Here is a 25,415-nt window from a genome sequence, read left to right as displayed (position 1 = left end):
TATCAAAATAGTATGTTATTGTTAAATTTCTGCTAGAAAAAATAAAAAAAGTTGAACTTTAATTTGCAAATCAAAATGGTTTCATACCTTTGCACCCGAAATAGAGGAAAAATTTGAACTGATTGCAACCTCTTCATAATGAAATGGTTTCGTTATGAATGCTGAAAGATTCATTTCAGCAGTAAAAAATGCTAAAGCAGGAACCCTCCTTTAGCCCTTTTTAGCAATTATTTCCTCGCTTAAATTTAAAATTAATACATTTTTATTACATTATTATGGCTTATTTATTTACGTCAGAATCTGTTAGTGAAGGGCATCCAGACAAAGTTGCAGATCAAATTTCGGATGCATTAATTGACAACTTTTTGGCATTTGACGCTGACTCAAAAGTAGCTTGTGAAACATTAGTTACAACTGGTCAGGTAATTTTAGCAGGTGAAGTAAAATCGAATACTTATCTTGATGTTCAGCAAATTGCACGTGAAGTAATCCGTAAAATTGGATATACTAAAAGTGAATATATGTTTGAAGCGAATTCTTGTGGAATTCTTTCAGCTATTCACGAGCAGTCTGCAGATATTAACCAAGGTGTTGACAGAGCTAAGCCAGAAGAACAAGGTGCAGGAGATCAAGGAATGATGTTTGGTTACGCTACAAACGAAACTGAAAACTTCATGCCATTGGCATTAGATTTATCTCATAAATTATTACAAGAGTTAGCAATTTTAAGACGCGAAAACAAAGAAATCACGTATTTACGTCCAGATGCTAAATCTCAAGTAACTTTAGAATACAGCGACGATAACAAACCAACTCGTATTGATGCGATTGTTATATCAACTCAACACGATGATTTTGACGAAGAAGCTGCAATGTTAGCAAAAATCAAAAAAGATATTATCGAAATTTTGATTCCTAGAATTATCGCTAAAAACCCAGAGCACGCTCATTTATTCAACGATAAAATCAACTACCATATTAACCCAACAGGAAAATTCGTTATTGGAGGACCTCACGGAGATACTGGTTTAACAGGAAGAAAAATTATCGTTGATACTTACGGTGGAAAAGGTGCTCACGGTGGTGGTGCATTCTCTGGAAAAGATCCAAGTAAAGTAGATAGAAGTGCTGCTTATGCAACTCGTCATATCGCTAAAAACTTAGTTGCTGCCGGTGTTGCTGATGAAATCTTAGTTCAGGTTTCTTACGCAATTGGTGTTGCTGAGCCAATGGGAATTTTCATTGAAACTTATGGAACTTCTAAAGTAAACTTAACTAACGGTGAAATCGCTAAAAAAGTAGAAGCTATCTTCGATATGCGTCCTTACTTTATCGAGCAACGTTTAAAATTAAGAAACCCAATCTATAGCGAAACTGCTGCTTACGGACACATGGGACGTAAACCAGAAACTGTTACTAAAACTTTCTCTGCTCCAGGCGGAAACGAAAAAACGGTTACTGTTGAGTTGTTTACATGGGAAAAACTTGATTTTGTTGACCAAGTAAAAGCTGCTTTTGGATTATAATTCAGACTTATAGACTAACTTAGATTATTAGACGTCTAGATTAGCTAAACATAAAAAGCCGATTTCTAATTCTAGAAATCGGCTTTTATTTTATACTGATAATTCTTTATTAATATGTTCCGTTACTCATTTTAGTTAAAACTTCCTTCATTTGATTTGCAGTTTCTTCATCAACGTCACTAGTAATAAATTTTACTGCTAAAACCTGTGTTTCGATAGCTTTTTGTGTCTGTCCATCTTTATAATACAATTGCGCTAAAGTATCTAAATAATACGGATTGTTTTTAGATATTACTAAACTATATTCAGACCATTTAATAGCGTTCTTTATAAAGTTTGAGTTCTGTGGTTTTAATACAACTGCCCATGCCGCGTTATTGCAAATATCTGAGTGGTAAAGTTTAAATGAACTCCATCCATCATAAGAATAACTTGAGCTAGAATCTAAACCTCCAAAAATAGCATCTAATTTTTCTATTGGGCTTGGTCCAGCTAATGTATTATCAAAATAAGAACTGAACTCTTTCAAATATGCAGTATTAGAACCATCCTGATCTTCAAGCTGGCTTAAATAATAAAAATAATTTCTGTAGGCATCAAAATTTCCTTTTCCAGATGCTATGATCTTTTTGTAAACAGAATTGATTTTCTCTTTATTCATTTCGCCTGTAAGACCGTCCTGAGAAGCGTACAGATTCTGCTGTAATGCATTAGAAATTTCAGAAACAGCACTTCCTATATTATGAACTTCTGGCGCACTATTATTGAAAGCAACTTTATTATTCTCAATATCATCAGAATGTTTTAGCAAATAATCTATTGCTAGAAAATCAGTATCATTAAGAATTCTGTCTTGATTAAAAAGCTGTTTTGTAAATCCTTGATTTTTGATTTCTTTTATAATAGTCTCAGCCAAATACATGTTTACAGCTTTATCTTTTTGGTGCGCTTCAATCAATTTTTTCCATGTTTGAGCTACTTCTTTTTGGTCTAAAGCCGTTTTTGTAATTACAAAATCAGTAGAATTAGGATCGCTTACTGAATAATCTGAATCATAATCATAAGACGTTTCTAATAAAGCCGCTTTATTAAAAGCATTAATTAAATCTGCATCTGAGGCTTTTTTGTTCGTTAAAACTTTATCTATAGAAAGGAAAGCATTTGCTTTTTGAACTTTTCTATACAAATCGCCATAATAGCTAAACTGATATTGCTGTGTTGTTAAATCTGATTTTGCAACAGCCAGTACATCACCGTTTCCGTTTAAAACCAATACGCTCGGATCATTCGTAATTTTATTGTTTTTCAGCCATTTTTTATCATCGGCTCCAGCCAAATAATAATTGTAGGTATCGTATAGCGCATTATACGAATCATACATATTATATCCCGTTTGAGTTTCTTGTTCTTTTACAAAAGCATCAAAACCTTCCTTAGCCGATTTATTCTTGCTGTCAACCACGACTACCAAAAATTTGTTGCTGGCTGTTTTGGTAGATTCTATTGCCTTTTTTAGATTGTCTTCTATTTTTAGTTTAAAATCGTATTTGGTATAAGAAGCTGGAGGATCAATAGGATAAGCTGCTGCTGGCACCGCAGTAGTATCAACTGGCAGACTATTATATATGCTATCCACTACAGCACTTCCATAAGAACCGTAATCAGGATCTTTCCCAGGATAAGTCCAGTTTGTAACAGACTGTGTTTCTATCGGAACTACTGTTGGAGCCTTAGCCGGCTTCTCATCTTTTTCGCTCACAAACACTAAAGGATCTTTTCCTGCTTGATCAGAAATTTTTAATTCTTTTGTATTCTTATCAAAAGATCCAACAAGATTTAAATCGCTGAGAACTGCCAAATCATAATTGATTGTTATCTCTGAAACATCTTTTGGCAATGCATATTTATTAACATCGCTTTTCCCATTATAATCCTCATAAACCAAATAAAGGAAATCAGTCTTTTCTATTTCAAAATCCAAATCTGTTTTGATATATTCAGGATCTACTTTCGTTTTTATATCTGAAAGTCTCTGGTATTGAACAGATTCTGTCCCTTTTTGAGTTCCTATGTAAAAAGAATAATAAGACGGATTCAAAAACTTAATCTTAATTTTTTTTGCTTTTTTATCTTTAGCAAAAGAGAGATCAAATCTATTATCTATGGTATTTTTACTTTTTAAGAAAACCAAAGAATCGCCTTTAATTTCATATCCTCCCGAATAAAAAACCAGTTCATACTTGTTATCATCTAATAAATTCAATTTGATTTTTCCCCCTTTATTCGTAGATAAATAGGTTCCTTTTTCAATGCCACTTGTTTGAGAGAAAGAAACAAAAACTCCAGCAAACAAGAGTAAAAAACTCCATGTAAAATTGCGCATGATTACGTTTTTAGTCGTTAATAATATAGCGCAAAGATATCTGATTCTCCATTAAACAAATCACAAAAACCACAATATTAGCACCAAAAATACTACAAATTGTATTTCATCGAAAATATGATGTAACGTGGCTGCACAGTATATTGAGAAACCCTTGTAGAGAATTGTGAGAAGCTGTCATCGTTAAGATATGTTGTGTTCAACAAATTGGTTGCCGAGATTTTATATTCCCATTTGCTGTTCTTTTTCTGGTAAATTAAACTGGCACTTAAAAAATCATATTCGTTATCAACGGTTTTATCGCCATTATAATAATGGTAAAATTCGTATTCTGAAACAAAAGAGAAACTATCCAAGAAATAATAATCTAATCTTGCAAATGGTTTATCAGTGTAAAAGGTTGAACCACTATATTTATTTATCAAAAGATTGTAGCCAAATTCAATATTTGGAAGATTTTTATAATTTGTTGAAGCTCGAACGGTATAGCTTTGGCTGAAACTTTCTGTTGTTGACAATTGATTATTCTGAATATTATTGAATTTCGACCAATTAAAACTAGCATTTGCAGAAGCTTTATAATTCTTTAAAAACGAACGCCCGTAATTTCCCATTCCCGTAAAAGTCTCATCAGCTAAATTGGAGTTGTAAGGAACTGATGATTGGTTAATTCCGTCAAAATCTGCTTTTGTTTTAATCGCATCAACTTTTCTGGTGTAAGTTGCATTGGCAAAAATGTTCTCAAAATTGAACATATTATACTTGAAATAACGTAACGAATGTACTTGTGAAGTCGCATTTTCTAAGAAACGATTTCCGCGAAACAAACTGCTATAATTAGACAAAACATAACCCGAAGCCAACTGATTGATATCTGTAAAATCGTTTGTTAGAGAAAAATTATACGTTAATGTTTCTGATTTTTTGATTTGATACAAAGCAAAGAAATCCGGAAGCACTTTCGTGAAATTCTGAGAATAATTGGTTCCTAATTGTCCGTTTGTCATTTGATACGTATGAAAGCTTACTCCGGGTGTGAACGTAAATTTTCCTGTGAGGATTTTATAATGAAAACCTAAAAAAGCATCATTAAAACGATAATCTACATCATTATTATTTTGAGCATTATTCAAATCGTTTCTAGTTCCATCATCTAACATTTGAAAAATGTGAGAATTAAAGTTCTGATACGAATACGTATTTCCTAAAGTAATATTGAAATTACTTTTTGGTGTAACCATATAATAATAATCTAGTTTTGCATCTAGTTTATTGGTTTTTACAAATCGGTCTTGATTATAATCATTTCTGTTTTGTCCCGAAATATATCCTGATAAATCAAAAGGAAGTGTTTGCAAATTAGCATTATAAAAAGGATTTTCGTCCTGATATAAATGCTGCATTTCAAAAGCAAAGATATTTTTAGCACTTTGCGTATAATACAAACTCAAATTCTGATTAATCGAAGTAGGATCTTGTTTTTTTGTTGTAAAAATATCTTCTGAAGTCGCAACGTTTTGAACAATCTGTTCTCTAAACAAATCTGAGTATTCTTCTTGTTTAGTAAGCTTGGTTAAAATATCATAATCAAACTGAAATTTGTCGCTTGGCTTATAGGTTGAGCTTAATTTAAAAAGTCCCAAATTATTTTTCTGATTGGTATTTTCGTTACTTTTCTGCTGATCTCCAGATTCTAAAATTGTTGTTTGCGATTTGGTTTCTAAGTCGGTTTTTGAAGTTGAAAGAATTCCAAAACCGCTTATATTCCACGATTTTGTAGCTGAATAAGCAAAGTTTGTTGCGCCAAATTTCGTTTCAATTTCTTTTGCACGATTATTACGCAATAACGAAATTCCTAAATCATTAGACGAAACATTAAAACTGCTTCCGCCTTTTTTCATCATATTTTTGAATCCTCCTGTAAACTTGAAATAATCTTGAGCCGTAAGAGGCAATTCACCAATATTATTAAAATTCGTAATTAAATTAATACTGTATTTTGGGCTGTAATAGAAAAGTTTTGGATTAATGATATATCGGCTGTCCAATTCTGCAACTCCAATTCCTGCTGTTACATCTCCAAACCAAAAGTTCTTTTTTCCTTCTTTCAGTTTAATGTTCATCGCCACATTTTCCTGATCGTTTTCTAGACCTTTTAATTGGCTTATTTCGTTATAATTTCTTAAAACCTGAACTTTATCAATAGCATCGGCCGGAATATTTTTAACGCCTAATTTGGTATCTCCATCAAAAAAATCTTTTCCCTCAACCATCAATTTGCTGACTTTTTTTCCTTCAACTTCAATTTCTCCATCGGCATTTACCTCAACTCCTGGAAGTTTCTTTAAGACATCTTCAAGCTTTTTTTCTGTTCCAGATTTAAAAGAATCAGCATTATAAACAATTGTGTCGCCTTTTATAGAAACTGGCATTTCGCGAACAATTTCTACGCCTTCCAATTCTATTCCAGCGCCATCCAAAACAATATTCTGAGTCATGTTTTCAGACTTAGTCGATACTGCAATTTCTTTAGACTTCATTCCCAAATAACTTATTTTAATGGTATAAGCTGTATTGGGTTTCAAAGTCAACTGAAACTTTCCTTTATCATTGGTTATTCCGTAAGAATCCATTGCTTTTGTACCATTATTAATAGCCATAATATTGGCCATTTCTAAGGGATTTTTCTGCTCATCCTGAATAAAGCCATCAAAGCGAACACTTTGAGAAAAGCATATAGAGGTAAAAAGTAAGGCAAATACAAAAAGTGTCTTATTCATTATAAGAATATTGAAAGTTTAGACCCGAGCGATAGCGAACAGGCGAAGCAATTTGGATTTTGGATTTTGAAAAATTGTAATTTTAAAGATATTATCTTCCCATAGAAGGAGGTCCGCCAGCACGGCCGCGGTTCATTTCTCTAAATTCTTCCATTTTTTTAATTACTGTTTCGTCATATTCTTTCTGAGAAACTACTTTTCCTTTTTTAGAAGGTTTTATTTCTACCTTATCTTTGGCATTCAAAACAATTTTCGAACATAAAATAGTCGTTGTCCCATCGTTGATTTCTAAGATTAATCCCGGAAGTCCCCAATAATTTTCTGGTCCTTGATTGATCGGAATTTCAGGCGTATACCAGGCTGTCACGACAATTTCTTTTGGCATTTCGAAATTATCTGCAAAATTCGTTTTGGTATCTCCAGAAGTCTTTTTCTCTTCATCCTTTTTGTCATCATTTTTTTTAGGTCTGAAGTTTCTAAAATCGGTTTTACTTGCCTGTTTTACAGCTGTCGCTTTGAAGCAATTGTAACCGCCAATTTGCTTAGTTTCTTGTTCTAATTTCCATTCTAATTTTGGAAGAGAATCTACAACAAGAAATTCCTTGCCCATGAATTCTTTATCAACTGTATATGTTTTTGCTTTCACATCCTTATAGAAAGTACCTCCACCGCCAGTAAGCGAACCAAACATAACTCGAAAACCTCCTTGCTGTTGGCCAGGCGCTTCTAATTTTTCTTCTTCTTTATAAATTGATGCTGCTTTATCGAAATTTAAAATGAATGTTTTTTCGAGCATTTTTTTCATACGCTCTTCCATATTTTTCTGCATTTCTGGAGTAATATCTCTATTGCCACGCATTCCTTCAAATTTTGGCGCTTGGGTTTTAGACTCGTAAACAGCCATTCCCTGAAAATCTTTTTGAGCTTGAATTTGACTAGAAACAAGCAATAAAGTAATATAAAAAAATATCTTTTTCATTTCATTTTCTTTAAGTGAGTAAATCCGACAAAACTTACATTCAAATGTATTATTTATTTTAAAATTCAAAAAACTAAATATATAAACGGCATTAAGGTATAGATAGAACCGCTTATTTTTTAGACTATTAGATTAAAAAAAGGTTTAAGACTTAAAATTGAAATTTAAAGAAGAGTTTTTTGTAATTTGGTGCTCTTGTAAAATAATTTCTAATGCGTAAAACTGTGCAAAAAATTTTATCCTCCATATTTCTTTTCTGCACTTTCCATGCGCTTTCTGCTCAGGATTTGAGTATAAATCCAACTTTAATTTCTCAATACAAAAATACTTCTGATGCTTTTTTAGGATATGATGCTTTTGGATATTCGTATCAGATAACCAATAATGTTTTCAGTAAAGTTAAAGGAAAAGAAATCTTTGAATACAAAAATGTTTCTTTGGGGAAAATAACAAAAGTTGACCTCCAGAATCCGCTAAAGATTGTTTTGTTTTATGAAGATTTCAATAGTGTAGTTTTATTGGACAATCAATTAAATAAAATGACCGAAATTAATTTTTCGCAGAATGCCACTCCAATTGTAGTAAGTGCGATCGGAATGTCCACGCAAAATCAACTATGGATTTACAATACTTTAAACCAGCAAATTAGTCTTTTTGATTATTTAAAAAATGAATACAAAACCGTCTCAATTCCACTGACGGAACCAATTCAATATTATCAAACCGATTTTAATACTTTCTTTTGGGTTGACAAGAAAAACAATTGGTATTCTTGTGACATTTTTGGGAAAATTACTTCACTAGGAAAAATAGCCGATTTTGATAAAATTGCCATTGTTAATTCTTCTCAATATCTTTTCAGTAAGGATAATTTATTGTATTTTAAAGGTTTCAATAAACCAAATCCAGAAGTAATTTCTGAGATTAAAATTTCAGAAAAAACCTTTGACAATTTTTATTACAAAGACCAAATTTTATCTATTTTTACAGCTACAGATATATCAAATTATAAAATCGTAACACCGTAATGCACATAGCAATAGCAGGAAACATAGGCGCAGGAAAAACAACTTTGACCAAATTATTGGCGAAACATTTCAAATGGGAACCTCATTATGAAGACGTAGTTGATAATCCGTATCTGGATGATTTCTATCATCAGATGGAGCGCTGGTCGTTCAATCTTCAGATTTATTTCCTAAACAGCCGTTTCCGTCAAGTGCAGCAAATTCGCGAAAGCGGAAAAAAAATCATTCAGGATAGAACGATTTACGAAGATGCTCATATTTTTGCTCCTAACTTATATGCAATGGGTTTAATGACAAGTCGTGATTTTGAGAATTACACGTCTTTGTTCGAATTGATGGAATCGTTGGTTAAAGCTCCCGATTTATTGATTTATTTGAGAAGTTCGATTCCGAATCTTGTTGGTCAAATCCACAAACGCGGGCGTGAATACGAAAACTCTATTTCTATCGACTATTTAAGCCGTTTGAACGAAAGATATGAAGCTTGGATTCAGACTTACACAAAAGGAAAACTTTTAATTATTGATGTTGATAATATCAATTTTGTTGACAATCCAGAAGATTTGGGAGATATAATTAATAGAATCGATGCTGAATTAAACGGATTGTTCTAAGATTAGAATCTCGATTTATACAAAATAAAAATGCCTCTAAAATTATTTAGAGGCATTTTCTTTTATTATACTAACAGGTTTTGGAAACCTGTTAGGTATTTTTTTAGTTATCCATTTTTTCATTCTAATTGAAATGTTCAAGTGGATACCTAACAGGTTTTGAAAACCTGTTAGGATAGATCGTACTTATTTCGCAGCTTCAACTTTTGCTAAAACTTCTTCTTCAGTTCCTTCAAAAACTTCGGTTGTTGTTTTTCCGTCTACTGTTTTGGTAACAGTTCCAGTAGTTTTTCCGTTGATATTTTTAACTTCAACACGAACTGATTGACTTTCTGTATGAGAGTATTTTCCGTTTGCATCAAAATGAGCCAGACATTTAGCTGTTTCTTCTTCAGAACAACCTTTTTCTTTACACATTTTAATACATTCTTCTTTTGTCATTCCAGACATATCGCCGCATTTAGACATTCCTGCATGCATTTCAGTTTTAGCACAGCAAGAAGCTTTTCCAGCAATATCTGACGGAGCATGGCCTTCACCCAAAATTGGAGCAATTACCAATCCAATCAAACAAGTTAATTTGATTAAAATATTCATTGAAGGTCCAGAAGTATCCTTAAACGGATCTCCAACTGTATCTCCTGTTACCGCTGCTTTATGCGCATCAGAACCTTTATAAGTCATTTCGCCATTAATCATAACTCCGGCTTCAAAAGATTTCTTAGCATTATCCCAAGCGCCACCAGCATTGTTTTGGAAAACAGCCCAAAGTACGCCAGAAACCGTAACTCCAGCCATATATCCACCAAGCATTTCAGCAATTAATTGATTATTGTCTGGGTAAACTAATTTTCCTAAAAGAACAATCAAGATTGGAAAACCAATTGTTAAAACTCCTGGAAGCATCATTTCGCGTAAAGCGGCTTTTGTAGAAATCTCAACACATTTTCCGTATTCTGGTTTTCCTGTCCCTTCCATAATTCCAGCAATTTCTTTGAACTGGCGGCGAACTTCGTACACCATATCCATTGCCGCTTTTCCAACAGAATTCATTGCTAAAGCCGAGAAAACTACCGGAATCATTCCACCGACAAATAACATCGCTAAAACTGGCGCTTTAAAAATATTGATTCCGTCAATTCCTGTAAATGTTACATAGGCCGCAAATAAAGCCAATGAAGTTAAGGCTGCAGAAGCAATTGCAAATCCTTTTCCTGTTGCTGCTGTTGTATTTCCTACTGAATCCAAAATATCTGTTCTAGTACGAACTTCTTTTGGCAATTCGCTCATTTCGGCGATTCCACCAGCGTTATCAGAAATTGGTCCGAAAGCATCGATTGCCAATTGCATGGCTGTTGTAGCCATCATTGCTGAAGCCGCTAGCGCCACTCCATAAAATCCTGCCAAAACATAAGAAATCCAAATTGCGATGGCAAACAATAATACTGTTGGGAAAGTAGAAATCATTCCCGTTGCCAAACCTGCAATTACGTTTGTCCCTGCTCCTGTAGATGATTTTTGAACGATAGCCAATACTGGTTTTGTTCCTAATCCTGTATAATATTCTGTTACTGACGAAATAGCGCCACCAACTACCAATCCAACTAAAGTGGCATAGAAAACACGCATTGATGAAATCGCTTTGGAACCTTCTCCAAAGAAAGTCATTTGCATTGTTTCAGGAAGCATGTATTGCACTAAAAAGAAGCAAGCCACAGCTGTTAAAACAATAGAAACCCAGTTTCCTATATTTAATGCTTTCTGCACTTGTGCTTCTTTAGCATTGTCGTTTGATATTTTTACTAATGTTGTTCCGATAATCGAAAATAAGATTCCGAAACCAGCAATTGCCATTGGAAGCAAAATTGGGCCAATTCCGCCGAAAGCATCATTGATGCTTCCGCCCATATCTTTGATCACATAGTTTCCTAGAACCATTGCAGCAAGAACAGTTGCTACATAAGATCCAAATAAATCAGCTCCCATACCTGCAACGTCTCCAACGTTATCTCCCACATTATCTGCAATTGTTGCTGGGTTACGAGGATCATCTTCTGGAATTCCTGCCTCAACTTTACCCACTAAATCGGCACCAACATCGGCAGCTTTTGTGTAGATTCCTCCTCCAACTCTGGCAAACAATGCGATAGATTCTGCACCAAGTGAAAATCCAGCAAGAGTTTCTAAAACAACCGTCATAGTATCTGTGTCTTTCCAAACTCCTCCAGAAAACAAATGAAAGAAAATGATAAAAAATGATGTTAATCCTAAAACAGCTAAACCTGCTACACCTAACCCCATTACAGTTCCTCCGCCAAAAGAAACTTTTAAAGCTTGCGGAAGACTCGTACGAGCTGCTTGAGTAGTCCTAACGTTTGTTTTAGTCGCTATTTTCATTCCCATATTTCCTGCTAAAGCAGAGAAAAATGCACCAAAAATAAATGCTATTACGATTAATAAATGTGTTTTTACTCCTGGAATAAAAGTGATTCCTGCCAAAGCTAAACTGGCAATAATCACAAAGACGGTTAATAGTTTGTATTCGGCTTTTAGAAAGGCTAAGGCTCCTTCGTAGATGTAATCTGAAATCTCTTTCATCTTACCGTCTCCAGCGTCTTGTTTTAAAACCCAAGTCCTTTTTATTCCCATGAAAAGTAATCCTAAAACTGCCATGATAATAGGCAGGTAAATCATAAATGCATTCATAATATTTTATTGGTTTTGGTTAATAGTCAACAATCTAACTGAACGAATTTAAACAAAAAAGCAATACTCCTGACGGCAGTATTGCTTTTTTTATAATAGAATAAGGTTAAAATTATTTAATGCTAAATAATCCAGCCGGTTTATTTTCAATGTCATCAAAACGTTTTGTACACTCAGCGATGATATCATAAGCTTCTTTTACGTCTCCCCATCCTTCTACGTCTACTTTTTTGTTTTCAAGATCTTTATAAACTTGGAAAAAGTGCTCGATTTCTTTTACTAAGTGTGGGTTGATATCAGAAAGGTCATTTAATGAATTCCAGATTGGATCTGAAACTGGTACACAAATAATTTTCTCGTCTGGTCCTTTGTCATCTGCCATGTGGAAAACACCAATTGGTTTAACCTCCATTACACATCCAGGAAAAGTTGGTTCGTTTACCAAAACTAATACATCAAGAGGATCACCATCTAAAGCTAAAGTTTCTGGAATAAATCCGTAATCTGCTGGGTACATCATAGAAGAGAATAACATTCTGTCGAAACGCATTCTTTTAATTTCAAAATCGTACTCGTATTTATTTCTGCTTCCTCTTGGTATTTCGATCAATACATCGAAAGTCGTTAATTTGTCTGCGGTCATTTTTGTTTTTTATTGTTTCTATAATTTCGGTTGCAAAAATAACTAAAGAATCTAGTTTTACAATAAAAAACAAGGTTAAATTATCCTCATTAGAGTTTAAAAAACAAGCAATTAATAGCTAATTGTTCTATTTCTTTTTTTCAAGTAATAATGCCAGAGCAAATAGGTCGCATAAGATCGATATGGACTCCATTGTTCGGCATGAATTTCCATTTCCTCTTTATCGTGAATATTCAGCAATTCTTTTATGGTATTAATTACTGCAATATCACCAAGCGGAATCAAATCAGGCTCTTCCAGACAAAACATTAAATAAATATCGATGGTCCAGTTTCCAATTCCTTTTAATTTAATTAATTCTTCACGAACTTGTTTTGCAGGTTTTGACGCTAACCCTTCAATATCTAATTCTTTATTTAAAACCGCTTCCGCCAAAATTTTAATGTATTTTGTTTTCTGACGGCTGACTCCAAGGCTTCTAAATTCTTCATCAGAAAGAATAGCCATGTTTTCAGGATCACAAGTTGCAAAAGCTTTTATTTTTAAGAATGTAGCTTTCGCCGAATCTATAGAAACCTGCTGCTCAAGAATTAATAAAACCAAAGTTTCAAAACCTGGAGGACGTCTAGGGATTGGTGGCAATCCATACTTTTCTATTATTTCTAGAAATATTGGATTTTTAGAGGAAAGGAAATCTATGGCTTCTTGCATGATTATAGTTTTCGAAAGTAAATCAAATTTAAGAAAAATGGAGTTAGTTCTCGCAAAGTCGCCAAGTCGCTAAGTTTTTTTTATCTCTCGCAGATTAAGCAGATTAAGCAGATTAAGCAGATAAAGATCTGATCTCGAATCTCAATGATTATCAAAAGCTAGAAACAAAAAAATCGCAAAGATTTAAAACCTTTGCGACTTTGTAACTTTGAGCCTTTGCATCTTTAAAAATAAAATCCGAACGATCCTTTTACTGCAAATTTATGAGCATCTGGCATATCTAGATAATTTCCTCTCCAAGAGAAATCAATTCTAAAAACTTTAAATATATTTCCAATTCCTGCATGATATTCATAATACACTTTTTCTGGAGCATTATAAGGTAATCCCGAAGCATTAATAGCGCGGTTTGCATCAGAGATTGTTCCGTGAACCGCTCTTACTCCAACAAATTCTCTCCAGTTTAGTTTTCTCATGAATGGAATTCTAGCAAATAATCTACCTCCAAAATCATGATTCCATTGTAAGGTTGTATATTGATCCGTAACAAATTCGTAGAAATTTAAGTTACTGAATGTATTTTCAATTGTAAAATAAGTCTGGTTACCCGGAATTACACTCATCAAACCTAACGGAATTGTACCAAAAGTTTTTCCTGTTTCAATCGTGATATTTGTTCTTCCTAATGGTCCAATAATAATGGGCTGCCTGTAGAAAACCTGAATTTTTTCGTAAGCAAAATCACTATCAAAAACACCTTTCAATCCATAACTAAAATTCACAAAGAAATGACTGTATGGACTGTCTACCAAATCTCTTTCTACACCATAACCGATAGTTTTTCTGTTTGGCATAAACTCAAACTGAATGTTTGCCTCAGATTGTTTTACCATGCTTTCAACAACTCCTGCTGGATTTGCCGCAGTTGGTAAAGTTGTGTAATAATCAAGACTAAAGGTTTTAGAAGCCGATTCTAATGTTCGATACGAAAGTCCTGCCGAGACAATAAAATTCTTTTTAGGCTCCATTTCTACAGAAACATTGCTCAAATTAATGTTGGTCAATTTTCCATTACTTCCTGTTGTAAACAGTGCAGAAGATGCAAAACTTCGTCCTAAAACGTCATTTGTAGTCGTTAAACTCGCACCAATTTGTTCGATATCACGCCTATTTCCTCCAGAGATTATGACACGGTTTTTCTTGTCAACCATCCATTTTCCAGAAACACCATATTTGAATTTATTATCGTCAAATCCATAAGCTGTATAAGCCTGAATACGCCATGGGTCATTTGGACCAAAATAAGTTCTTCCACCCACTCTTAATCTTATACCTTCGACTTCATTATATCCGAAAGTGGAGAAAATTGGTCCGTAATCGAAGTTCTTAAATTCGATGTAACCGCTTCCTAAAATCGAGACGAGATTATACAATTGCTTAAATCGCTTGACGGTCTGTAAAGTGTCAAGCATTTTATAAATTCCCTGCTCGTCTTTATTTAATTTTTCAAAACGATTTTCCTCCCAGAATTCGGGCGGTCGATCGTAAACAGCATTGTCTATAAAATTGACTTCTTCTTTATAAAACTTCTCTGGTTTCTGAATGTTGAATTTATGATTGCGATATAAGGTTGTTCTTTTACCATAAACTCCTTTTGATTTTTCTTTTTTGTTTAAAGCAAAATCAGACATCATATAATCACGAGTCAAAAGGAAAACAGAATCGTTTTCTACTTCAAATTCTTGCTCGATATAAATATCTTTTACCCAGTTAATATTGGCACTTTTAGTTACGCCCATATTAATTTTTTTGATGGCAAAAGTGGTATCGTTTACCCAAAAATCTCCTTTAAAAGTCAATTCGTTTTTGCGTCTCGGATAGAAAACAATATTATAACACCATTTCTTATCGATAAAAGCACTGTCTTTTAAGACATAATTGTAAACATCGATTCCGGTTCTTGATAGCGGACTTGTAAAACTTTTATCAAAAAACTTCAGGTGATTGTCGTAAATATTATAATCCGAATAAAGGTCTTTTACAAAAGATAAAATCTGCTGATTTCCGTTAAAACCAGACATTTTATTTCCCGTAAGGTTTTCTTTTACTTTCTTTAGTTTGTTGTCTCCATAAACATCATAAACCGATTCGTTTATGAAAATCGGCAAATAGGTTTTTCCAGTAACATCTGAAGTATCAACATGATTAAAGATAAATTCCATTCCTTTAAAAAGCTTATTTTTCATAAATGCACTATCAATAGTGTTCATGTCAAATTCCACTTTTTCGTACTTCTGCATTTGATATTGATTAAATAGGTATAATCCGTTTTTACGTTTTCTTTCCCATATTTTTCTCAAAATATCCAATGCTGGATTATTCTTCTTAGATGTTTTTCCGGTATAAATTACAACTTCGTTAAGCACTTGTTCTTCGAACAAAACAATTTTAAAATTATAATTTACCGCTTTTTCCAAAGGAACTTCCTTGTCTGAAAATCCTGCCGAAGTAACCAAAAGTGCAGTATAAGTATTTGGCGACTCTAAATAAAAACGGCCGTCTTCATTAGAAACGATTCCAATATTAGAACCTTTAAAAACTACATTGGCAAAAGGTATTGGCTGGTTGGATTTGTCCAAAACAACTCCACTCACCTTAGTTTGTGCAGTAGCAACATTCGCAAAAGCAAATACAATATATAAGAGAAGTAGAGTTAATTTGTTCATTATAAAGTAAAAAAAAACTTCACCAATCCATTCTGCCTGATGAAGTTTTATGAGTATTTTGTATTTGTATTATTTGTATAATACTTTTTTAACTGCTTTTACTACATCACCTGCATTTGGCAACCAGTCTTTTAACAATACTGGAGAATAAGGTGCAGGAGTATCAGCAGTTGTAATACGTTGAATTGGCGCATCAAGGAAGTCAAAAGCTTGCTCTTGAACGATATAAGAAATCTCAGAAGAAAGGCTGGCAACTGGCCAAGCTTCTTCAAGGATTACTAAACGGTTTGTTTTTTTAACCGATTTTAAGATAGCATCTTTGTCCATTGGACGAACTGTTCTTAAATCGATAATCTCACAAGAAATTCCTTCTTTTGCTAATTCATCAGCAGCAATGAAAGCTTCTTTGATGATCTTTCCGAATGAAACGATAGTTACATCTGTTCCTTCACGTTTAACATCGGCAACACCTAGAGGAATTGTGTATTCTCCGTCTGGCACTTCACCTTTGTCTCCGTACATTTGCTCAGATTCCATGAAAATAACTGGATCGTTATCACGAATAGCAGATTTTAAAAGCCCTTTTGCATCATAAGGAGTTGAAGGAACAACAACTTTTAGCCCTGGAGTATTAGCAAACCAGTTTTCTAAAGCTTGTGAGTGAGTAGCTCCTAATTGACCAGCAGAAGCTGTTGGTCCGCGGAAAACGATAGGCACATTAAATTGTCCTCCTGTCATTTGACGCATTTTAGCAGCATTATTAATAATTTGATCAATACCAACTAAGCAGAAGTTGAATGTCATATATTCTACAATAGGACGGTTTCCGTTCATTGCAGAACCTACTGCAATTCCTGAAAATCCAAGCTCAGCAATCGGAGTATCAATTACTCTTTTTTCACCAAACTCAGCTAGCATTCCTTTAGAAGCCTTGTAAGCTCCATTGTATTCTGCAACCTCTTCTCCCATTAAATATATGGATTCATCGCGACGCATTTCTTCGCTCATTGCTTCACAAATGGCCTCTCTAAATTGTATTGTTCTCATATTTTTTATTGTATGTTGAATTTTCTGAAGAGCAAAAATAAATATTTTAAATAACTTAAAAGCATAAATTGAATTTAAAATCGCATGAACTTCTATCTGTTCTCAGGTTTTAACTTTTTAAACTTTATTGTGACAATTACGAAATCGATATAATAACGTATAATTCACACTTAAAATCGCTTAAAATATTTTTTAGACAAACTTCTGTCTATTTGTTTAATTCTTGTTTCTCCAAAATTCATTCATCTTAACGTAAAAAACCAAAAATTAGTATTTCTCAGACAAAATTAATTTGCTTTCCAACTATCGGCTATTGCAAAATTCCTAACAATCAGACAAAATGAATATTATTTTATTTTTAGATTCCGATGAAAATCATCCAAAACTGAACAATCTGCGAAATCGTAATAGTTTTAAAAAATATTATGCATGCATAGTATAATTATTCCAAATTAAATTCTAAATTTGTAAAAGCATATTATAAATTCAAAATATATACTTATGAAAATACTAGTTTGCATCAGCCATGTGCCTGATACTACTTCAAAAATTAACTTTACCAACGGTGATTCAGAATTTGACACTAATGGTGTACAATATGTAATTAACCCTAACGACGAATTCGGTCTTACACGCGCTATATGGTTTCAAGAACAACAAGGTGCAAATGTAACGGTTGTAAACGTCGGAGGTCCTGATACTGAACCAACTTTACGTAAAGCATTGGCTATTGGAGCAAACGAAGCTATTCGTGTTAACGCAAATCCTACAGATGGTTTCTTCGTAGCAAAACAATTGGCAGAAGTAATTAAAAATGGCGGTTATGATCTTGTAATTGCTGGTAAAGAATCTTTAGATTATAATGGAGGAATGGTTCCTGGAATGATTGCTGGAATCTTAGGATACAACTTCTTAAACTCTTGTACAGCTTTAACTATTGACGGAAACAATGTAAAAGCAGTTCGTGAAATTGATGGTGGTAAAGAAACTGTAAGCACTACTCTTCCTTTAATTATCGGAGGTCAAAAAGGTCTTGTTGAAGAAAAAGATTTGCGTATCCCGAACATGAGAGGAATTATGACTGCTAGAACTAAAGCGCTTACTATTCTTGAGCCAGTTGATGCAACTGTAAATACAAAAGCGGTGAAATTTGAAAAACCAGCTCCAAAATCGGCAGTAAAATTAGTTTCTGCAGATAATTTAGATGAGTTAATCAATTTATTACACAACGAGGCTAAAGTGATTTAAGATTGTAGACTTTAGATTTTAGATTGCTGATTGCAATACGAAATCTAAAACTCAACATTTGATTCACTTCAAAATCTAAAATCAATAATCATTTTAGATTTCATTTTCAAAAATCTGAAATCTAAAATCTAAAATCTAAAATTGTTATGTCAATATTAATATACGCAGAATCTGCAGAAGGAAAATTTAAAAAAGTTGCTTTCGAATTAGCTTCTTATGCTAAGAAAGTAGCTGAATCATTAGGGACAACCGTTACTGCTTTAACAGTAAACATCAGTGATGTAAGCGAGTTAGGCAAATACGGAGTTGATAAAGTTTTAAAAGTAAGCAATGATAAATTAGCTGGTTTTAACGCAAAAGCTTACGCTGATGTTATCAAACAAGCTGCTGAAAAAGAAGGAACAAAAGTAGTATTGCTTTCTTCTACAACAGATAGCATTTATCTTTCACCGCTAGTTGCTGTGGCTTTAAATGCTGGTTTTGCTTCAAATGTAGTTGGATTGCCAGTTAGCACTTCTCCATTTCAAGTAAAAAGAAATGCTTTCTCAAACAAAGCTTTCAATATTACACAAATCGATACAGATGTAAAAGTTCTTGGTTTAGCTAAAAACTCTTACGGACTTTTTGAAAGTGCAGGAGCTGCTGCTGCAGAAGATTTCAACCCAACTGTTGGAGATAATGACTTTGGAGTAAAAGTAGAATCTGTAGAAAAAGTATCTGGAAAAGTTTCTATAGCAGACGCAGATATCGTAGTTTCTGGCGGACGCGGATTGAAAGGTCCAGAAAACTGGGGATTAGTAGAAGATCTTGCTGCTGTTCTTGGCGCTGCAACTGCTTGCTCTAAACCAGTTTCAGATTTAGGATGGAGACCTCACAGTGAGCACGTTGGACAAACAGGAAAACCAGTTGCAACAAACTTATATATTGCAATTGGTATTTCTGGAGCTATTCAGCACATCGCAGGTATCAACTCTTCTAAAGTAAAAGTAGTGATCAATAATGATCCTGAAGCTCCTTTCTTTAAAGTGGCTGATTATGGTGTTGTTGGAGATGCTTTTGAAATTGTACCGCAATTAACAGAGAAATTAAAAGCTTTCAAAGCTCAGCATTCTTAATACAAAGAATTCTCTTTAAAAATATTGCTGCCTAAAAACAAGATGTTGTATCTTTGTTTATAGGCAGCTTTTTTGTTCCATATTTTTTGATTAAAATTGCAGCTTTATTTTCCAACCCAAAATAGTATTAAAATAAGGTGCTAAGTGCCTTTTTTACAAACATATATGAGTCTAGTAAAATTATCCATAAAAGGAATTTCATACAGTCAAACTCAAAATGGCGCTTATGCCTTAATTTTGAATGAAGTCGACGGCGAAAGAAAATTACCTATTGTTATTGGCGCTTTTGAAGCCCAGTCAATCGCTATTGCTTTAGAGAAAGAAATAAAACCGCCACGCCCGTTAACACACGATTTATTCAAGAATTTTGCCGAAAGATTTGATATCGTGGTAAAACAAGTTATCATTCATAAATTAGTCGACGGTGTTTTTTATTCAAGTTTGATCTGCGAAAGAGATAAAATCGAAGAAATTATCGATGCACGAACTTCTGATGCTATCGCTTTGGCACTTCGTTTCAACGCTCCTATTTTTACTTATAAAAACATTTTAGATAAAGCTGGAATTTATTTAAAATCGAATACTGCCGAAACAGATTCTGGCGCTCAAGAAATTGATGATGTCCTTTCAAATCCTGAAACTTTCGGACACGAAGAAGAAAGCAACCAATCTGGAGACGTATACGCAAAACATTCTTTACAAGAATTAAACGAGCTTTTAGACCAAGCCGTTTCTCAAGAAGATTACGAAAAAGCAGCAAAAATTAGAGACGAAATCTCTAGAAGATAAATATATGTTTAATCGTTAAACTGTTTATTCGTTAAATCGATTAAACAAATCTACAATTAAACAAATCCACGATTAAACGATTAAACAAAATGAAACAATACTTAGATTTAGTAAAACACGTTTTAGAAAACGGCAATCAAAAAGGAGACCGTACCGGAACAGGAACTAAAAGCGTTTTTGGCTACCAAATGCGTTTTGATTTAAGTGAAGGTTTCCCAATGGTTACGACCAAAAAATTACATTTAAAATCCATCATTTACGAATTGCTTTGGTTTTTAAAAGGCGATACGAATATCAAATACCTTCAGGAAAACGGAGTGAAAATTTGGGATGAATGGGCAGATTCTAATGGCGATTTAGGACCAGTTTACGGTCACCAATGGCGCAATTGGAACAGCGAAGAAATCGATCAGATTTCTGAATTAATTACCGAATTAAAAACAAATCCGAATAGCCGAAGAATGCTGGTTTCTGCGTGGAATCCTTCGGTTCTGCCAGACACTAAAAAATCTTTTGAAGAAAATGTAGCAAACAATAAAGCGGCATTGCCTCCTTGCCATGCATTTTTTCAATTTTACGTAGCTAGTCCAGATCCTGAAAAAGGGGAAACAAAAGGAAAATTGTCATGCCAATTATATCAGCGAAGTGCCGATATCTTTTTAGGAGTTCCTTTTAACATTGCTTCTTATGCATTGCTAACTATGATGATTGCCCAAGTATGCGATTTAGAACCAGGCGAATTTATTCACACTTTTGGTGACGCACATATTTACAACAATCATTTTGAGCAATTGGAACTGCAATTAACTCGTGAGCCAAAACCATTACCAAAAATGATTTTAAATCCTGAGATTAAAAACATTTTTGATTTTGATTTTAATGATTTTACACTTGTAGATTACGATCCGCATCCTGCCATAAAAGGAAGTGTTGCTGTATAAAAAACAAAAATCCGCTTTAATAGCGGATTTTTTTATACAACTAAAACACTGTTCTCACTGCCAGCGTAATCATTCCATTTATAAGAATCGGCTTCTGGATCATTTACATAATTCCCGTCAATCAGATACTTAAATTCGTAAATCGCATCTTTCACCAAATCGTAAGTTGCTTTAAACGTTCCGTTTTTTAACTTGCTTAAAGCTCCTTCTGAGGCATTCCAGTTATTAAAATCTCCAACCACCGCTGCCGAATCAGCATCTTTGGCATCTATTGAAAATGTAACTTTAACAACCGGCTTCGTTTTGATAAATTGTTTTTTCAAAGACATAACTATTTCGTTTTTAGATTTATACACCTAAAATTAATTAAATTCAACGAAACACTAACTACCGTCAGAACCGATTTATGATAATACCAAAAACAGTATATTTTTTTCGCTTTATTGGTAATTTAAAGCAGTTAAAATTTTGTTTTTCAAATTATTGAGTCATTAAAAAGCAAATATTCTATACCCAAAATATTGTCTTTCGAAAATAAATTTTAACTTTATGATCTCATTTTTATCTTATGGAAAAAGAAGTGCACGAACAATACGAATATGCTAGACGCCGATTAAGACAAAAAAAGGTCTTATATTTTCATTTTGTACTTTTCCTGCTTGGAAGTTTATTTTTATTTATTGCCAATAGATTTTTTGGCTTTGGAGAAGGCACAACCCAAAATTGGTGCATCTGGGGTATTACCATCTGGCTTTTCCTTTTTATTCTTCATTTTATAAAAGTGTATATAACCGACCGTTTTATGAATAAAAAATGGGAAAGAGAGCAAATTGACCGATTAGTTGCTTTACAGCAAAAAAGAATCAGCCAGCTTGAATCTTCTATTAATGAAGAGAATGAAAATAAAATTTAGTTAAGCATACCATGATTATAATGATAGCGGCTGCGGCCGAAAATAATGCGCTTGGAAAAAACAACGAATTAGTATGGCATTTGCCTAATGATTTTAAAAGATTTAAATCGCTTACTACTGGTCATCATATTATTATGGGAAGAAAAACTTTTGAAAGTTTTCCGAAACCATTACCAGATCGCGTTCATATTGTAATTTCTCGTCAAGAAAATTATAAGCCAGAAGGGTGCATTGTAGTAGATAGTATCGAAAAAGCAATTGCCATTTGCCCTGAAAACGATGATAGTTATGTTATAGGCGGTGGCGAAATTTACAATCTTGCTCTTCCGTTTACTGATATTATCGAACTAACCAAAGTTCATCATTCTTTTGATGCAGATGCTTTTTTTCCTAAAATCAATAAAAGCGAATGGGTTTTGGTAGAATCTGAAGAAAATTATAAAGATGAAAAACACCTTTATGATTATACTTATGAAACTTACATTAGAAAATAAATAAAAAACATCCTCTTTTTAGGGAGGATGTTTTTAAATAATTGATTTTTGAAGCCTAACTCGCTCAAGAAGAATTTTGTTTAAAAAAAATCACAAATGTCGAGAAACATCTGTAAAACTGAATAACATTTAATGTTATTTGAGACCTAAGTCTCAAACGCCTCTAATAACAAATACCACTAAGATATTAAAGGCAGAAAATTAAAATTTCCAAAAACAAATTTAATCCTAAGAACGTACTTTGCGCTTAATATTAGTATTTCCCCCCAAGAACAATACTTTTCAAAACTCTTTCATGAACAAATGAACTACCAGCACAAAAAAAGTAATCATCTGTTTAAGTCATAGCGACATTATCAATCATTAAAACTTTAATCATTTTTACTTGAACAAAGTTGCTCATAATAGCGCTACTAGACAATACCAAGATTTAGGGATTTTATCAAAATACCTAGATTTAGGGATGGCAAAATTTGTTCTAAAACAAATCCTTCCAAACATTTATTTTACAAATTAAAAAACTCAATTACAGTTAAACTAGATTGTTTATATTTGCCTAAATAAAAAAAATGTCTGAAAAAATAACTCCGTATAAAGACTCTTCTTTAGGTAAAAAAGAGCAAGTAACCCAAATGTTCGATACTATTTCTGGGAATTACGATAATTTGAATCGTGTAATTTCTTTTGGAATTGACGTTAAATGGCGTAAAAAAGTATTAAAAATAGTATCAGACAAAAAACCAAAAGTTATTCTTGATATTGCAACTGGAACTGGCGATTTGGCCATTTTGCTTGCACAAACTAATGCTGAAAAAATTATTGGTCTAGATATTTCTGCAGGAATGCTGGAAGTAGGAAAAAAGAAAGTGGAAGAAAAGAATCTTTCGAATGTTATTGAACTAGTTTTAGGTGATTCTGAAAACATGCCGTTTGAGGACAATTATTTTGATGCAATTACAGTTGGTTTTGGCGTAAGAAATTTTGAAAATCTAGAAAAAGGTTTTGCAGAAATCTTAAGAGTCTTAAAACCAAATGGAGTTTTTGTTATATTAGAGACTTCTGTTCCAGATAAATTTCCTTATAAACAAGGCTACAATTTTTACAGCAAAAATATACTTCCATTAATTGGAAAATTATTTTCTAAAGATAATGATGCCTATGGTTATTTATCTGAATCTGCTGCTGCTTTTCCTTATGGAGAAGCCTTAAACAATATTTTAAGAAAAACTGGGTTTATAGATGTTGTGGCAATGCCTCAAACTTTTGGTGTCGCAACAATTTATTCTGCATCTAAAAAATAGTATGAAAAAAGTTGTAATCTTATTTTTATTGGTCTTAACGACAAAAGGACATTCGCAATTTGCTAAAAACATGTTTAGCAAAGATCCTATTATTAATCTTGAAAACTGGCAGAAACAGCGTATTTATTTTGGCTACTATCTTGGTTTTAATAGTTTTGACTTTAAATTTGATTACAAAACTCCTGTACCGGAAGATATCCAAGTTAAAAAAACAACTGGCTTTAACGTAGGTGTTGTGGCCGATTTAAGGCTTCAAGAATATATTAACTTGCGTTTTGAGCCAGGTTTGTATTATACTAAACGCGATCTTTATTTTCCTGGCATAAGCAACAAAGAAAGCGATTATTTAAGAGAAGTAAACAGTACTTACATTCACTTTCCTTTATTATTGAAATTTTCTGCTTTGCGTACGGGAAACATACGCCCATACTTAGTTGGCGGTATGTCTACAACTTTAAACTTGTCTAGCAATGCTAAATCTAAAGACGATAACTTTGAGCAGAAATTTAGAGTAAAACAATGGACAGCAGCTTATGAATTAGGATTAGGAATTGATATTTTTACCGAATACTTTATCTTCTCTCCTTCTGTTAGAGGAATGTTTGGCATAACCGATGAACTTATTAGAGATAATAATCCAGACAGTCCGTGGACAGGAAACATTGATTCGATGAAATCTAGAGCGCTTTTAATAAATTTTACTTTCCATTAAAACAAAACATCAACTATTTCGTTTAAATTCACTAAGAATAATTGCTGTTGCAGTAGCTACATTTAGACTTTCCGTTTTTTGTAGCTCTCCAAATCTAGGAATTGTGAGACGGCTGGTTACGATTTTTTCAATCTCATCTGAAATTCCGTTGGCTTCATTACCCATAATAATGATGCCATTCTGAGGCAGTTTTGATTGATAAATATTCTCCCCGTCCATAAAAGTTCCAAAAATTGGCAGTTTAGTTTGAGCAAGAAAAAGTTTTAAATCAACATAACTTACATTCACTCTGGCAATAGATCCCATTGTAGCTTGTACCACTTTTGGATTATAAATATCCACTGTTTCTTTAGAACAGACAATCTGCTTAATGCCAAACCAATCGCATAGACGTAAAATAGTGCCTAGATTTCCTGGGTCTCTAATGTCGTCTAAAGCTAAAATCAAGCCCGAATCGATTATTTCTTTTTCGGCTGGAATTTTAAAGACCGCCAAACAAGAATTTGGAGTTGACAAAGCACTTATTTTTTTCAGTTCTTGTTCATTAATAAGAGTGCGTTTTGACGCATGAACCGTTTGAAAATCATTTAAAGTGGTGTATAAATGTTCTAATTCAAAATTGGATTGCAGCAATTCTTGAATTACTTTTACTCCTTCAGCAAAAAATAATTGATTAGCAAAACGCTGCTTTTTTTGATGCAAGCCTGATATTAGTTTTATTTGGTTTTTACTAACCATAAAATAATGTACTTTTGAATT

General features: G+C 33.3%; 21 protein-coding genes. 11 read left to right on the top strand and 10 right to left on the bottom strand.

The genetic code is table 11. The annotated features are described in order from the left end of the window. Nucleotides 1-275 precede the first annotated feature (275 nt). The gene (metK, locus tag ACNRYB_RS06975; RefSeq protein ID WP_057117586.1) at nt 276-1,526 is read left to right on the top strand and encodes a methionine adenosyltransferase; all 1,251 of its coding nucleotides are present in this window, start codon (nt 276-278) and stop codon (nt 1,524-1,526) included. Between the two features lie 109 nt (nt 1,527-1,635). On the opposite strand, the gene ACNRYB_RS06970 is transcribed toward metK, so the two are convergent. From ACNRYB_RS06970 to ACNRYB_RS06960, 3 genes are all read right to left on the bottom strand, one after another. Next, nucleotides 1,636-3,909: a hypothetical protein gene (locus tag ACNRYB_RS06970; protein ID WP_473729622.1), complete on the bottom strand. Its 2,274-nt coding sequence runs from the start codon at nt 3,907-3,909 to the stop codon at nt 1,636-1,638. 92 nt (nt 3,910-4,001) lie between these two features. Further along, nucleotides 4,002-6,689 (bottom strand): carboxypeptidase-like regulatory domain-containing protein, encoded by a 2,688-nt coding sequence (locus ACNRYB_RS06965; protein ID WP_473729621.1) that lies wholly within the window; start codon nt 6,687-6,689, stop codon nt 4,002-4,004. 91 nt (nt 6,690-6,780) lie between these two features. Further along, nucleotides 6,781-7,668, bottom strand: a complete 888-nt coding sequence (locus ACNRYB_RS06960) for a GLPGLI family protein (protein ID WP_473729620.1) — start codon at nt 7,666-7,668, stop codon at nt 6,781-6,783. A gap of 212 nt (nt 7,669-7,880) precedes the next feature. Here ACNRYB_RS06960 and ACNRYB_RS06955 point away from each other — a divergent pair, with 212 nt between their 5' ends. Continuing rightward, entirely contained in the window at nt 7,881-8,696 is an 816-nt protein-coding gene (locus tag ACNRYB_RS06955; RefSeq protein WP_473729619.1) for a hypothetical protein, read from the top strand. Beyond that, nucleotides 8,696-9,310, top strand: a complete 615-nt coding sequence (locus ACNRYB_RS06950; RefSeq protein WP_129746158.1) for a deoxynucleoside kinase — start codon at nt 8,696-8,698, stop codon at nt 9,308-9,310. The genes ACNRYB_RS06955 and ACNRYB_RS06950 overlap by 1 nt, the downstream gene beginning before the upstream one ends. A 186-nt stretch (nt 9,311-9,496) precedes the next feature. Here ACNRYB_RS06950 and ACNRYB_RS06945 read toward each other — a convergent pair whose 3' ends face one another. From ACNRYB_RS06945 to ACNRYB_RS06925, 5 genes are all read right to left on the bottom strand, one after another. Beyond that, entirely contained in the window at nt 9,497-12,016 is a 2,520-nt protein-coding gene (locus ACNRYB_RS06945; RefSeq protein ID WP_473729618.1) for a sodium-translocating pyrophosphatase, read from the bottom strand. Nucleotides 12,017-12,128: 112 nt separating this feature from the next. Next, a complete protein-coding gene (locus ACNRYB_RS06940; protein WP_111288276.1) occupies nt 12,129-12,659 on the bottom strand; it encodes an inorganic diphosphatase in 531 nt (176 codons plus the stop codon). A 111-nt stretch (nt 12,660-12,770) separates the two neighbouring features. After that, nucleotides 12,771-13,370, bottom strand: coding sequence for a DNA-3-methyladenine glycosylase family protein (locus tag ACNRYB_RS06935; RefSeq protein ID WP_473729617.1), 600 nt, complete (start codon nt 13,368-13,370; stop codon nt 12,771-12,773). 224 nt (nt 13,371-13,594) lie between these two features. Next, nucleotides 13,595-16,096 (bottom strand): DUF5686 and carboxypeptidase-like regulatory domain-containing protein, encoded by a 2,502-nt coding sequence (locus ACNRYB_RS06930; protein ID WP_473729616.1) that lies wholly within the window; start codon nt 16,094-16,096, stop codon nt 13,595-13,597. A 69-nt stretch (nt 16,097-16,165) separates the two neighbouring features. Next, nucleotides 16,166-17,143 (bottom strand): pyruvate dehydrogenase complex E1 component subunit beta, encoded by a 978-nt coding sequence (locus ACNRYB_RS06925; protein WP_008466560.1) that lies wholly within the window; start codon nt 17,141-17,143, stop codon nt 16,166-16,168. A 501-nt stretch (nt 17,144-17,644) separates the two neighbouring features. Between ACNRYB_RS06925 and ACNRYB_RS06920 the strand changes: the two genes are divergently transcribed. From ACNRYB_RS06920 to ACNRYB_RS06905, 4 genes are all read left to right on the top strand, one after another. After that, complete coding sequence (locus ACNRYB_RS06920) at nt 17,645-18,391, top strand: electron transfer flavoprotein subunit beta/FixA family protein (RefSeq protein ID WP_473729615.1); 747 nt, start codon at nt 17,645-17,647, stop codon at nt 18,389-18,391. Between the two features lie 146 nt (nt 18,392-18,537). Continuing rightward, a complete protein-coding gene (locus ACNRYB_RS06915) occupies nt 18,538-19,506 on the top strand; it encodes an electron transfer flavoprotein subunit alpha/FixB family protein (protein ID WP_008466557.1) in 969 nt (322 codons plus the stop codon). 165 nt (nt 19,507-19,671) lie between these two features. Next, the gene (locus ACNRYB_RS06910) at nt 19,672-20,295 is read left to right on the top strand and encodes a bifunctional nuclease family protein (protein WP_008466556.1); all 624 of its coding nucleotides are present in this window, start codon (nt 19,672-19,674) and stop codon (nt 20,293-20,295) included. An 89-nt stretch (nt 20,296-20,384) separates the two neighbouring features. Continuing rightward, nucleotides 20,385-21,236, top strand: coding sequence for a thymidylate synthase (locus ACNRYB_RS06905; protein WP_111379457.1), 852 nt, complete (start codon nt 20,385-20,387; stop codon nt 21,234-21,236). A 32-nt stretch (nt 21,237-21,268) separates the two neighbouring features. On the opposite strand, the gene ACNRYB_RS06900 is transcribed toward ACNRYB_RS06905, so the two are convergent. Next, on the bottom strand, nt 21,269-21,565 hold the full coding sequence (locus ACNRYB_RS06900; RefSeq protein WP_129746152.1) for an isoamylase early set domain-containing protein: 297 nt from the start codon (nt 21,563-21,565) through the stop codon (nt 21,269-21,271). Between the two features lie 239 nt (nt 21,566-21,804). Here ACNRYB_RS06900 and ACNRYB_RS06895 point away from each other — a divergent pair, with 239 nt between their 5' ends. From ACNRYB_RS06895 to porT, 4 genes are all read left to right on the top strand, one after another. Next, nucleotides 21,805-22,149, top strand: a complete 345-nt coding sequence (locus ACNRYB_RS06895; protein WP_354590857.1) for a 2TM domain-containing protein — start codon at nt 21,805-21,807, stop codon at nt 22,147-22,149. Nucleotides 22,150-22,160: 11 nt separating this feature from the next. Next, complete coding sequence (locus ACNRYB_RS06890; protein WP_111379458.1) at nt 22,161-22,643, top strand: dihydrofolate reductase; 483 nt, start codon at nt 22,161-22,163, stop codon at nt 22,641-22,643. Between the two features lie 569 nt (nt 22,644-23,212). Beyond that, the gene (gene ubiE, locus ACNRYB_RS06885; protein ID WP_473729614.1) at nt 23,213-23,944 is read left to right on the top strand and encodes a bifunctional demethylmenaquinone methyltransferase/2-methoxy-6-polyprenyl-1,4-benzoquinol methylase UbiE; all 732 of its coding nucleotides are present in this window, start codon (nt 23,213-23,215) and stop codon (nt 23,942-23,944) included. Nucleotide 23,945: 1 nt separating this feature from the next. Next, complete coding sequence (gene porT, locus ACNRYB_RS06880) at nt 23,946-24,656, top strand: type IX secretion/gliding motility protein PorT/SprT (RefSeq protein ID WP_343705384.1); 711 nt, start codon at nt 23,946-23,948, stop codon at nt 24,654-24,656. Nucleotides 24,657-24,665: 9 nt separating this feature from the next. Here porT and ACNRYB_RS06875 read toward each other — a convergent pair whose 3' ends face one another. Beyond that, complete coding sequence (locus tag ACNRYB_RS06875) at nt 24,666-25,394, bottom strand: RNA methyltransferase (RefSeq protein WP_129746150.1); 729 nt, start codon at nt 25,392-25,394, stop codon at nt 24,666-24,668. Between the last annotated feature and the right edge of the window lie 21 nt (nt 25,395-25,415).

It is taken from the genome of Flavobacterium sp. CR10, assembly GCF_055814415.1.
Note: the sequence above shows the minus strand (reverse complement) of the source record. Positions and strands in the feature narration are given on the sequence as shown.